The organism is Vibrio sp. D54 (assembly GCF_021728075.1).
GTDB lineage: Bacteria > Pseudomonadota > Gammaproteobacteria > Enterobacterales > Vibrionaceae > Vibrio > Vibrio alginolyticus.
Genome location: NZ_JAKKCS010000019.1, coordinates 52,117 through 64,513 on the forward strand (window position 1 = coordinate 52,117; position 12,397 = coordinate 64,513).

General features: G+C 45.5%; 14 protein-coding genes. 3 read left to right on the plus strand and 11 right to left on the minus strand.

What is annotated here, in order from left to right; genetic code table 11:
- Positions 1-86: 86 nt before the first annotated feature.
- Entirely contained in the window at positions 87-1,352 is a 1,266-nt protein-coding gene (locus L3V37_RS20175) for an NRAMP family divalent metal transporter (RefSeq protein ID WP_237306887.1), read from the minus strand.
- 342 nt (positions 1,353-1,694) lie between these two features.
- On the opposite strand from L3V37_RS20175, the gene L3V37_RS20180 reads away from it, so the two are divergent.
- Entirely contained in the window at positions 1,695-2,447 is a 753-nt protein-coding gene (locus L3V37_RS20180) for a pseudouridine synthase (protein ID WP_237306892.1), read from the plus strand.
- A 103-nt stretch (positions 2,448-2,550) separates the two neighbouring features.
- Positions 2,551-3,513 carry a D-2-hydroxyacid dehydrogenase gene (locus L3V37_RS20185; protein ID WP_130545239.1) on the plus strand — a complete coding sequence of 321 codons (963 nt, stop codon included), beginning with the start codon at positions 2,551-2,553 and terminating at the stop codon, positions 3,511-3,513.
- A gap of 89 nt (positions 3,514-3,602) precedes the next feature.
- On the opposite strand, the gene yjgA is transcribed toward L3V37_RS20185, so the two are convergent.
- Positions 3,603-4,130, minus strand: coding sequence for a ribosome biogenesis factor YjgA (gene yjgA / locus L3V37_RS20190; RefSeq protein WP_005381124.1), 528 nt, complete (start codon positions 4,128-4,130; stop codon positions 3,603-3,605).
- A gap of 110 nt (positions 4,131-4,240) precedes the next feature.
- Here yjgA and pmbA point away from each other — a divergent pair, with 110 nt between their 5' ends.
- A complete protein-coding gene (pmbA, locus tag L3V37_RS20195) occupies positions 4,241-5,584 on the plus strand; it encodes a metalloprotease PmbA (RefSeq protein WP_054577139.1) in 1,344 nt (447 codons plus the stop codon).
- A 64-nt stretch (positions 5,585-5,648) separates the two neighbouring features.
- Here the strand turns inward: pmbA and mgtE are convergent, their stop codons facing one another.
- From mgtE to lptC, 9 genes are all read right to left on the minus strand, one after another.
- Positions 5,649-7,007 carry a magnesium transporter gene (gene mgtE, locus L3V37_RS20200; protein WP_005381121.1) on the minus strand — a complete coding sequence of 453 codons (1,359 nt, stop codon included), beginning with the start codon at positions 7,005-7,007 and terminating at the stop codon, positions 5,649-5,651.
- Positions 7,008-7,155: 148 nt separating this feature from the next.
- The gene (locus tag L3V37_RS20205; RefSeq protein ID WP_237306893.1) at positions 7,156-7,431 is read right to left on the minus strand and encodes an HPr family phosphocarrier protein; all 276 of its coding nucleotides are present in this window, start codon (positions 7,429-7,431) and stop codon (positions 7,156-7,158) included.
- Positions 7,432-7,433: 2 nt separating this feature from the next.
- The gene (rapZ, locus tag L3V37_RS20210; RefSeq protein ID WP_005381118.1) at positions 7,434-8,297 is read right to left on the minus strand and encodes an RNase adapter RapZ; all 864 of its coding nucleotides are present in this window, start codon (positions 8,295-8,297) and stop codon (positions 7,434-7,436) included.
- A 14-nt stretch (positions 8,298-8,311) separates the two neighbouring features.
- Positions 8,312-8,758: a PTS IIA-like nitrogen regulatory protein PtsN gene (gene ptsN, locus L3V37_RS20215; RefSeq protein ID WP_005381116.1), complete on the minus strand. Its 447-nt coding sequence runs from the start codon at positions 8,756-8,758 to the stop codon at positions 8,312-8,314.
- Positions 8,759-8,760: 2 nt separating this feature from the next.
- Entirely contained in the window at positions 8,761-9,048 is a 288-nt protein-coding gene (hpf, locus tag L3V37_RS20220) for a ribosome hibernation promoting factor (RefSeq protein ID WP_005381114.1), read from the minus strand.
- Between the two features lie 24 nt (positions 9,049-9,072).
- Positions 9,073-10,542, minus strand: coding sequence for an RNA polymerase factor sigma-54 (locus L3V37_RS20225; protein ID WP_005381112.1), 1,470 nt, complete (start codon positions 10,540-10,542; stop codon positions 9,073-9,075).
- 50 nt (positions 10,543-10,592) lie between these two features.
- Positions 10,593-11,318, minus strand: a complete 726-nt coding sequence (lptB, locus tag L3V37_RS20230; protein WP_005381111.1) for an LPS export ABC transporter ATP-binding protein — start codon at positions 11,316-11,318, stop codon at positions 10,593-10,595.
- 1 nt (position 11,319) lies between these two features.
- Positions 11,320-11,814, minus strand: a complete 495-nt coding sequence (gene lptA / locus L3V37_RS20235) for a lipopolysaccharide transport periplasmic protein LptA (RefSeq protein WP_005381109.1) — start codon at positions 11,812-11,814, stop codon at positions 11,320-11,322.
- Complete coding sequence (lptC, locus tag L3V37_RS20240; RefSeq protein WP_005381106.1) at positions 11,795-12,358, minus strand: LPS export ABC transporter periplasmic protein LptC; 564 nt, start codon at positions 12,356-12,358, stop codon at positions 11,795-11,797. The genes lptA and lptC overlap by 20 nt, the downstream gene beginning before the upstream one ends.
- Positions 12,359-12,397: the final 39 nt, after the last annotated feature.

The window sequence follows — 12,397 nt, forward strand, 5'->3', positions numbered from 1 at the left end:
AAAAGGTCTTCAGTTGAAGACCTTTTTCTTTATTTGCGGTTTAGTTTCTTTATGCGGAATGCATTAATCACTGATAGCTACCTCATTTACATCAACCACTTCCACCAGATAAATACAGCCAAGAAGCCAAACAAGTAAATCAGGCCTGCAATCGATAACCACTTCAGTTTAGGTCCAACAGCCAAAGGCTCAGGTAACTTGGTTTTGCTCACTAATGTGTAATTTAGCAGAGCAAAGAATGGCGTGGTCATAAAGGCGAGGATCATCGCAAAGTTCAGCATAGGCAATAACGCAGAAGCCCAGAAAACCACAATACCCAATGCAAGTAAAGAGACTACCAGCATGATCGCTGAAGTGGTTTTAGGGTTAGTGTCTGGTTGCGAGCGCAGTAAGCGTTGAGAATCCGAAATAACGCGCGAATAGCCATCAATAACGGTAATCGTGCTGCCAAAGATACAGAAAAACGCAATTACCGCGATCAAGTAACGAGACCATTCGCCAATCGTTGCCGCATATAAGCCAACCAATTGGTGGGAGAAGCCAACACCAGAGCTTTCAAGCGCAACGCCAGATCCATAAAGCATCAAAGAGCCTAGCGATACAAAGATAATGGCAAGAAACGCCGTGCCAATATAACCGACATTAAAGTCAAATAGAGCAGAGCGGTATGTTACTTCTTGCTGGCTTGATTGGCGTTTTAGCCACGCTGAGGTTAAACAGGAGATCTCAATCGGTGCAGGCATCCACCCCATTGTCACGACGATAAAACCAATAGCCGCAATAGACCAAGGTGATGGCGGCTCGAAGTTGGCTACTTGCTCAACAGGGTTACCAACGGCGATAGAAACAGAGAGTAAAGTCGCGATGGTTAACACCGACATGATCACCTTAGATAGCGTATCGAGCGCTTTGTAATGGCCAGCAAATAATATGATCAGGCAGGTGACAATCACAATGATGCTGAGTGATGCCATTGATAGTGAAAACGGAATGAAGTAGCCCAGCAAGCTAGCGCTAAACATCAACAAAGCGGCGGTATTGATGACGGCCGATACCACGCTAAGAAATAGGAATAGCCATAGATAAGGCCGACCTAATTTCGCGTAGCCCTCAACCAAGGTCAGCCCTGTCCCCATGGTGTACTGTACGCCCGCTCGGAAAAAAGGGTATTTAAACAGGTTTACGAGCAGAATCAGTGCAGCCAATTGCCAACCATAAATCGCACCAGCCTTGGTTGATGCCACGAGGTGAGAGCCACCGACCGCAGCAGATGCCATTAATATGCCGGGGCCTAGCGAACGAAAAAATAAGGAAAGTTTGGATTGGGGTTTATCTATAACGGCGGAGTCCATTGCTTATTGTCCTTTTTATCTTATGTATCTTTCTAAAGAGATACATACCGCAGTACATGACAAGCTGAGCGCTCGCCCTATACTGCGCAACGGTAATGTCTTTTAAATGCTGTGTTTTGGTGTATTTATTTTAAGTATTCTTTGCGAATATCATGCTGTGTGCATCTAGCACTCTATTCAGTTATGCGTCTTGTTGTCAAACTAAATTTACAACGTGCTATTTTTAGTTTTTATGCTAAAGGATTGACTTTGTTTTATTGGGTTGAACTTTTCTTCAGAATCCTGCATCTGGGTGCTATTTGGGTATATAATCGCGGCGTTTTTATTTTGTAGAGATCTCCCATGGCAATGCTTGAATATACCCCTCCCACCGACCCTTGGGTTGATATCGTTTTTGAGGATGACGACATTCTGGCAGTGAATAAGCCATCAGGGCTGCTGTCTGTCCCTGGTCGCCTTGCAGAGCATTACGACAGCATGTGGAGCCGCCTCAAAGAGTTGCATCCAGAAATTCAAGTTGTGCATCGCTTGGATATGTCGACATCAGGGTTGATGTTGCTGGCGAAAAACAAACCCGCGGAGCGAGCATTAAAAAAGCAGTTCCAATATCGCCTCACTCACAAGGTGTATTACGCACGTGTTTGGGGGCATGTTGAGTCGCAAGAAGGGAATATTGATCTTCCATTAATTTGTGATTGGCCAAATCGTCCACGACAAAAAGTATGTTTTGACGACGGCAAACCATCTCAAACTTTATTCCAAGTAGTGAAGCGTGAAGTGCACCCTGATGGCACCCATACGACCGTTGTGCGACTACTGCCCATTACTGGTCGATCGCATCAGTTACGCGTGCATTTGATGGCGATTGGTCATGCGATTATTGGTGATGAGTTTTATGCAACTGAAGAGGCGTATCAGTTTTCAGAGCGTTTAGAGTTGCACGCTGCGGAGTTAAGTTTTTATCACCCAGTCACAGAACAGTTGAGCAGTATTTTTGTACCCTGTGACTTTTATCCTGAAGCCGAGGCGATGATCTTTAACTATTTTTCGCCAGAGCGTACATTGCCTGATTATAAAACGTTGCCACACCCTTAATGCCAATTGCACTCAACAGCGGTTCTTTCTAGTTCGCTATTTTTGGCTATTTCGTTACTGTGGTTGATGTATCCTGTCTTTCAGCCGTGAACAAGGAGTTGTTATGTCTTTGCCAAGCATCGTATTTTTAGACCGAGCGACCATCCCAGAACATATTGAGGTCCCACGACCTGGCTTTCCGCACCACTGGCGTGAGTACGACCTAACTGCGCCTGAGCAGGTAATAGAAAGGTTAGCAGATGCCGATATCGTGATTAGCAATAAAGTCCTGCTTGACCAACATGTATTAGAGCAACTACCAAAATTACGGATGATCGCGGTTGCCGCAACTGGTTTTAACAACGTCGATGTGAACTACTGTGCTAATCATGATATTGCGGTTGCTAATGTACGTGGTTACGCGACGCGTTCGGTGCCCGAGCATGTGATGGCAATGTTATTCGCTTTAAGACGGAATTTATTTGGGTACCACCAAGATATTGCCGCAGGTGAGTGGCAGCGTAACCAGCAGTTTTGTTTTTTTACGCACCCAATCGGGGATATTGGTGGTAGCACGTTAGGTGTTGTTGGTAGCGGGGCACTAGGGCAAGCGACGGCGAATCTGGCTCAAGCGTTAGGAATGACCGTGTTGTTTTCTGAGCGTAAAGGGGCGGCAGAATGTCGGCCTGGTTATGTGCCGTTTGAGGAAGTATTAAAACGCTCCGATGCGCTGACCTTGCATTGCCCGCTCAACGATCATACTCAGAATTTAATTGGTCAAGCAGAGTTGCAACAAATGAAGTCCAACTCCATTTTGATTAATACAGGGCGTGGAGGTTTGGTGGATGAGAGCGCACTGGTGGATGCCTTAAAACAGCAAGAAATTGCAGCGGCTGGTTTTGATGTTTTTACACAAGAACCGGCTGATGAGAGCAATCCGCTGATTGCCAATATGAGTTTACCTAATTTGTTACTGACACCGCATGTTGCATGGGGCAGCGACTCATCTATTCAACGTTTAGCGGAAATCTTGATTGAGAACATTAACGCTTTCGAGCGCGGAGACCGCGTTAATCGCTTAGTGTAACGCTGACTGTAAAACCAAAGATAAAAAAAGCAGACATTGACGTCTGCTTTTTGCGTTTAAATCGAATGCTCATTGCTTGAGCCGTCGAATTAAAACTCTTCTTCGTTTAGACCTTTAAGGATCTGAAAGATTTCGCGGTACGCTTTTGCTGGTTTCCCAGCTTTTTTCTCTTTCGCTGCTTGGCGAGCAAGTTGGCGTAGACGCTGACGATCCGCTTCTGGGTACATTTCCATTACGTCATCAATGGCTTTGTCACCTTCTTCCACTACGCGATCACGCAACGCTTCAAGTTTGTGGAATACCGCCGTTAATTGAGAGTGCTTATTACGAATTTTATCCAGTGCGGCTTGGATTGGCTCTGGATCTTCGTAACGCATCAATTTACCGATACGTTGTAATTGGCGACGACGCGCTTCATTTTTAAAGCGTTGCGCGTCAGCAATTGCTTCTCGCAAATCTTCGCTCAATGGAAACTTTTCTAGAACTGAAGGTTTGAGGCCGACAAGCTCCTCACCTAGCTTTTGCAGTTCTTCCATGTCTCGCTTCATCTCGGATTTACTTACCCAGATGATCTCTTCTTCTGGTTCCCATGGCGCTTTTTGATTCTTACGTGCCATTTCAGTTGCCTGTGTTTTGATTAATATTATGACTATTTTAACAAGAATCATGGGGAGAAAGCGAAATTCTTGTTATCCTATTGTTCATCAAAGACAAGATGTGAAAGACAATGGATATTAAACAGCAGGTTGCTGAGCAACGTACCGAGCTAGAGCAAGCCGTCGCAAGAGCCTTAAAGCTTGCATCGGCAAAATCTGACGCCGCCGAAGTCGCAATTACTAAAAGCACTGGTTTAAGTGTTTCAACTCGTATGGGTGAAGTAGAAAATGTCGAGTTCAACAGCGATGGTGCGCTGGGCATTACCGTTTACCGAGGTCAACGCAAAGGCAGTGCTTCCACGTCTGATTTAAGTGAAGCTGCAATCGAGCAAACCGTTATAGCGGCGCTAGATATTGCACATTACACATCTGAAGACCCATTTGCAGGCCCTGCAGCAAAAGAATACATGGTGCAAGAGATCCCTGAGCTTGATCTTTTCCACCCAGACGCACCCGATCCAGACTATGCTGCCAATGTGGCGATTGCAGCAGAAAAAGAGGCGCTAAGTTATAACAATGCAATCAAGCAAAGTGATGGCGCGAGTTATGATAGTCATTACGGCGTGAAAGTGTATGGCAATAGCCATGGCTTATTAGCTAGTTATGCGTCTAGCCGCCATAGTACTAGCTGTTGTGTAATTGGCGTTGGTCAAAACGGCGAGATGGAACGTGATTACAGCTACACCGTGGCACGTCATCGTGATGACTTATGGACCCCAGAAACGGTGGGTCGTAAGGCGGCAGAGAATACGGTTAACCGCTTAGATGCGCAGCGTCTAAAAACAGGTCAATACCCAATCATGTTTGCGGCTGATGTTGCGACAGGCTTGATTGGCCATCTCGTTATGGCGATCAGCGGTGGTAACCTGTACCGAAAATCTTCTTTCTTACTTGACCATCTAGGCAAACAAGTGCTTCCTGAATGGTTCAATATCTCAGAACGTCCGCATGTATTGCGTGGTTTGGCATCAAGTCCATTCGATAGTGAAGGTGTGTACACTCAAGACCGTGAGATCATTACCGACGGTGTGCTAGCAACTTATCTGTTAACCAGTTATGCCGCACGTAAAATGAAGATGACGCCGACAGGTCACGCTGGTGGGATTCATAACTGGTACGTGAAGTCGACAGGCCAAAACTTCGAACAAATGCTTAAAGAGCTCGGTACTGGTCTTCTAGTGACTGAAGTCATGGGACAAGGTGTGAACGTGGTAACGGGTGATTACTCTCGCGGTGCCGCAGGCTTCTGGGTTGAGAATGGCGAAATCCAATACCCAGTATCAGAAATTACCATCGCAGGTAATCTAAAAGACATGTTCACCAAGATTGTGGCGGTTGGTAGTGATATTGAAACGCGCTCACAAATCCAAACGGGCTCTATCCTACTGGATACCATGAAAGTGGCGGGTGAATAAGCTTTTCTAGCCATTCAGAATCAAAAAAGCCTGATGTGTTCATCAGGCTTTTTCGTTTTTTCTGTTAGGTAATCAGTATTGTGGCAAGCCCTAAGAAGACAGATAAACCAATCACATCCGTCACCGTTGTTAATGCCATACCACCAGCTAAAGCAGGGTCGATGTTCATTTTTTTCAATAGGATTGGAATCGTTACTCCGGCAATACCTGCGACCAATAAGTTGGTCAGCATGGCGGCGGAAATGATTCCTCCGAGCATCCAGTTACCTTTCCAAGCAACAACAATACCACCAATAATCAGCGCCCACATGATGCCGTTAAGTAAGCCGATCGAGGCTTCTTTCATTAACAGTTCGCGTTTGTTTGAGTCACCGATATGACCAAGAGCAAGACCACGGATCACTAGTGCGACGGTTTGGTTACCAGCGACACCACCCATGGACGGAACAATCGTCATCAATACCGCAATGGCCGCCATTTGATCTAATGTGGCCTCAAACATGTTAGAAACGGAAGCAGCAGCAAGGGCGGCTAATACGTTAGCGCCAAGCCAGATACTGCGTTTGCGAGCTGATTTTACAACAGGCGCAAAAGTATCTTCATCATCGTCCATACCCGCCATACTCATCATCGAGTGTTCCGCGTCTTCACGAATAACGTCAACCACGTCATCGATGGTGATACGACCGACCAAATGCAAGTTTTCATCAACAACAGGTGCAGATACCCAATTACGGCGTTCGAACAGACTCGCAACATCTGAGTCGCTAGTATCGACGGTGATGGCCTCGTCCGCGTCTTCCATTACATCAATGATTTTTACGTCTGGCTGAGTGGTAATAAGCGTCGTGATCGGCAGTTCACCGATGAGCTTACTCTCTTCATCGATCACATACAGGGCATCCGTAGCTTCTGGAAGCTCGCCTTTCATACGTAGATAACGCAAAACTACGTCCACATCTACGTCACCACGAATTGTGATGACGTCGGTGTTCATCAGTCCACCCGCGGTGTCTTCTGGGTAGGATAGGGCGGTTTCGACCCGTAGACGGTCAGAGGAGTCCATTTGCGACAGGACTTCGCGTGACAGGTTGTCAGGCAAGCTACGCAGTACGTAAGCCACGTCATCGGTATCCATGCCTTCTGTCGCTTCTGCAAGCGCTTCTGGTGCCATTTTGGATACGAGGCTGTCTTTGACGTCTTCGTTCAGCTCGTCAAGGATTTCACCATAATCTTCAGGGTCGGTGAGTTGCCAAAGAACTTCACGGCTCTTCCGTGGGGAGGCTTCTAAAAGGTGAGCGATATCCTCAGGTTCCATGTCCTGTAATTGACGACGAACATGGACGAAGCGGCCATTTTCTAGCGCTTCTGTGACTTCTTGGAGGGCTTGGTGAGCTTGGTCGAATTCAATTTGCTCTGCCATTCATTCCTCCCAATTCCTGATATTTACAATGCGTTGAATAATAACTTAATTCTAGGCGCCTTTTAATAACAACTTATGATACTAAGCAAATTTATTTATTAGGTCAGGGAAGAGAAAGATAATGGGAGGTAAGAAAAAAGCGAGTAAACTACTCGCCTTCGTCAAATTTATCTTCGATCAAGTGGCAAACGGCATCCAGTGCTTCTTCCGCTTGCCCACCCGTTGCGTGGATCGTAACGTATTGCCCTTGAGCGGACTCTAGCATTAACAGGCCCATTACGCTGTCTGCTGTGGCGGTTTTGTCTTCTTCATTGTCGATGGTGATGACCGCTTCAAAGCTCTGTGCCAGTTCGACCAGTTTGACTGCTGCACGAGCATGTAAGCCAAGGCGGTTTTGAATCAATACTTTACGATTTAACTCCACGGCTACTCCTTAGCGTTTTTCTCTAGTGAGGTATGGCGAATTTGTACTTGGTGTCCTTTGTTGGCGAAGTATTCACCGATTTGCTGGGTTAAGTACACCGAGCGGTGCTTACCACCAGTACAACCGATTGCAACGGTCAGGTAGCTGCGGTTGTTTTTCTCAAGCAGAGGTAACCAATTCTCTATGAAGCTTTCAATTTGATATTTCAAACTTAACACCGATTGGTGTTGCTCTAAAAATGCGGCGATAGGAGCATCCAGACCTGTAAGCGGGCGTAGTGCTGGTTCCCAATGTGGGTTAGGTAAGAAGCGAACGTCGAATACGTAATCGGCATCGGAAGGCAGGCCGTATTTAAAACCAAAAGACTCAAATACCATAACGAGCCCTTTGCGATCTCTGCCTTCAACGCGCATACGCACGGTTTCACTCAATTCATGCAAAGACTGCCCACTACTATTTAGGACTAGATCTGCATGCGCTTTGAGTGGCGTCAAAATTTGTTTCTCACGCTCGATGGCTTGATCGAGCGAGAGGGAGGTGCCACCTAAAGATAACGGGTGAATTCGGCGTGTTTCGCTGTAGCGTTTGAGTAGCGTTTCTTTATTGGCGTCCAAGAAAAGCACGGTCACATCAAGCTCAGTTTTTAACTGTTCTAGTGTACTCGTCAGTTCTTTTAGCTTTTTAGGAATATTACGAATATCAATGCTGACTGCAACATTCTGTTTGCTGTCAGCAACAGAATGAACAAATGCGTCCAGCAAGTTAACTGGCAGGTTATCAACACAGTAGTAACCTAAGTCTTCCAGTACACGAAGCGCAATACTTTTACCGGCACCTGAGTGCCCGCTAACAACGATTAGTCGCATGGAGTTAGTCCTGCTTATTGGTGAATCATGATGTCGTAAAGTTCTTCATCACTCTGAGCATTACGCAGTAGTTTCAATACTTGCTTATCGCTCAGACGTTCTGCCATAGAGGATAGAGTCTTGAGGTGCTCTTTGCACTGTTCTTCTGGTACAAGGAGCGCAAAAAGAAGATCGACAGGTCGATTGTCAATCGCATCAAATTCGATTGCTTCATCACATTGCAGTAAGACAGCAATGGCCTTGTCGCTTGATTGCATTCTCGCGTGAGGGATCGCAATACCGTTTCCGATACCGGTACTGCCCATTTTTTCTCTATTGAGCATGCATTCGAACAGCTCGGTAGAATCTTGGCCCGTTTGATCAGCCACGATACGGCTGATCATTTCAAGGGCGCGTTTTTTACTCGTGCAGTGGACCGCACTTTTGGTGCAGTCCAATGACAGTATTTCGCTCAGTTGCATGATTAATGACTGTTTAGTTTTTCTTTGTGCTTATTAAGTTGGCGAACCAATTTATCTACCAGCGAATCGATCGCGGCATACATATTTTCGTCATCGGCTGATGCGTGGATTTCGCCTTGATTTATGTGAAGCGTAGCTTCCGCGATTTGAGTAATTTTTTCAACTTTTAGTACAACATGCACTTGATTGATATGGTCGAAGAACCTTTCGAGCTTCTGAAACTTAGAATTTACATAGTCTTGCATTGAATCGGTAAGATCAACGTGATGGCCTTGAATATTGATTTGCATAGACTTTCCTTTTCAGTTAGTGCCTTATAATAGGCGTTTACGCTGACTTGAAGGGGCAATTCCCAAGGATTCGCGATATTTGGCTATCGTACGTCTTGCGACCTGAATCCCTTGGTCAGCCAGAAGAGCAGCAATCTTGCTATCACTCAGTGGTTTGGCAGTATTCTCTGCTGCGACCAGTTTTTTAATGAGTGCACGAATTGCTGTTGACGAACATTCTCCGCCGTTGTCAGTACTAACATGGCTAGAGAAGAAGTACTTCAATTCAAAAATACCACGTGGTGTATGCATAAACTTTTGCGTTGTTACACGAGAAATCGTGGATTCATGCATGTCCACAGCCAAAGCGACATCATTGAGTACCATTGGCTTCATGGCTTCCTCACCATACTCGAAGAAATCTTGTTGATGTTCAACAATACATCTTGCAACTTTGAGTAGCGTCTCGTTTCTACTCTCTAAGCTCTTAATTAACCATTTTGCCTCTTGCAAATTGCTGCGGATGTACTGGCTATCCGCGCTATTACCTTTGCCTAATTGAGCATATTGTTGATTTACTTTTAATTTTGGCACGCTATCCGGGTTTATAGAAACGGTCCATTTGCCATTGTCTTTAAAAACGGATACGTCTGGAATTACGTACTCGGTATCATCAGGAGTGATGCGACTACCTGGACGAGGATCTAACTGTTGGATAAGCTTTAAGACTTCACGAAGATCGGCTTCTTTCAGCTTAGTCTCTTTGATGACGAGCTTGTAGTCACGGTTGCCTAGGTGATCAATATGATCCGCAAGTATCATTTTGGCTTCAGCAAGCCACGGCGTGTCTTCTGGGAAGGTCGTCAGTTGCAGTAACAAACATTCTTGTAAGTTACGCGATGCAACGCCAAGAGGATCGAATTGTTGAATGCGTTTACGAACAGCTTCTACTTCGTCTAACTCTATCTCTTCATTATCGAAGCTCTCATGAATCTCTTCAGGCGACAAAGTTAAATAGCCGTAGTCGTCAACAGCGTCAATAATCGCTAATGCAATCGTGCGGTCGGTTTCACTGAATGGTGTTAGGTCAAGTTGCCACATGAGGTAATCATGTAATGATTCCGTGGTTTCGCCCTGGTAGACGGGCATATCATCATCAAGAGCTAAGCCAGTGCTACCAGTATTCGCGCTGTAGACGTCATCCCAAGTCGTGTCGATTTCAAGTTCAGAGCTAATTTCTGATTTCTCTATCACATCGGAGCTATCTGGAACGTCAATTTCTGTTGGTTCGCTAGCACTGTTGCTATCAGCAGCCTCGACCGCTGACTTATCTTCACCGTTTGCTAGAGGCTCGTCTTGGCCTTCTTCAACTTCCAATAATGGGTTTGAGTCCAACGCTTCTTGGATTTCTTGTTGAAGATCGAGTGTCGACAATTGCAATAAGCGAATCGCTTGCTGCAACTGTGGCGTCATGGCTAACTGCTGACCTAGCTTGAGTTGTAATGAAGGTTTCATTCAGTGTTACTTACCTTGTAATGCTCAGAATCTTACCGTTCCTAATATAATCATAGACGGAATTGTTCGCCGAGATAAACTTGTTTCACCTGTTCATTATTGAGAACTTCTGCCGGAGTTCCCGATGCAATTAGGTGCCCTTGGCTCACGATATAGGCTTTTTCACATACGTCCAGTGTTTCACGTACATTATGGTCAGTGATTAACACTCCGAGACCACGATCGCGCAGATGCTCAATGATTTTCTTGATGTCATTAACCGAAATTGGGTCAACACCAGCGAATGGTTCATCCAATAAAATGAACTGAGGGTTGGCCGCTAAAGCTCGAGCGATTTCCACCCTGCGTCGCTCACCCCCTGATAGTGCCATACCAGCACTGGTTCTGATGTGCTGGATGTGGAATTCTTCCAACAAATCTTCCAGTTTATCTTGGCGCTCTTCCCTCGTCATTTCTTGACGAGTTTCAAGTACGGCCATGATGTTATCTTCTACTGAAAGCTTACGGAAAATCGACGCTTCTTGCGGAAGATAGCCAATGCCAAGTCGTGAACGGCTATGCATCGGCAAAATACTGATGTCATTGTCGTCAATGGTAATGGTGCCTTCATCGCGAGGTACTAAGCCGACAATCATGTAAAACGAGGTGGTTTTACCCGCACCGTTTGGACCGAGCAGCCCAACAATCTGACCAGATTCAACTTCTAAGCTAACATCAGTGACGACTTTGCGTTTTTTGTAGCTTTTCGCCAAGTTTTTCGCACTCAGTACTGCCATATTAGTTCTCTATCTGATTGGGTTGCAAAATGGTCGTAACGCGCTCTTCCTTAGAGCTATCTGCGACTAGCTTTTGTTTACCAATTTGGTAACGAATCGAAGAACCTTTGATGGTGTTGTTGTCTTGCGCCAGCTGCGCTTGACCTTTCATGGTCAGTTCGTCTGTAGAAATACGGTAATCCAACTCCGTAGCTTGACCGCTAAGTGTTTTACCATCGTCCATCAGCTGAGAAAACTTCGCAGGTTTACCAAATGCTTGAATCTGTTTAATTGCTTCGGTTTTAGGATCGCGAGTTACCACGATTCTATCAGCATCGATATTGATGCTCCCTTGCTTAAGAGATACATCGCCTTCAAAAACAACCTGGTTACTCTTCATATCCACCTGTTGGGTGTCAGAGTTTATGTAAACCGGCTGTTGAGTATCCGACTTGAGTGCCAGCGCTTGAGGCGCCGCCAATACCAGTGCCAGTAGGCTAAGGTGTAACGGTTTCATATCGACCTTGAACTTCATCTGTCAGAGTCGCGGTATGCTGTTTTAAGTTGCCTTGCATTGCGCCTCCAGTAGTTTCAAATTGTGGCCCAACCAACATCACTTGTTGGTCAGCTTTAAAATCACGATTGGTTAGATTAATGACCAATTTGTCTGTTGCCATGGTATCAAAACTCGCACCAGGCAGAAGATTTTGCATTAAGACTTTGTCATATAAAGTCAAAACTTGGTCTTCATCTAACACTGCTCTTGTGGCAGTCACCTTCCATTCAATGACGCTACCTTCACGGTAAACCATCAAAGTCGGGTTATTAAAAATAGTATCTCCACTCTTAGCATAATGGTCTAAGTTAGTGGAGCGAATGATGTAACTGCGGACACCATCTTCACCGTAGGTGATGTTTTCTAATCCAGAACCACTGAACATGGGCAGCTCAGAATCTGGTGCTACTTGAATTGCGTCGTTGCCTTTAGGGGTTAGTAGGTAATAACCGCACCACGCTACAACGAAGATCAAGAGCAAATAAATAAGGCGAGTAAAACTCATATAATGAAGGCCTATCGTTTAGCTCAGTACTTCCCTGAC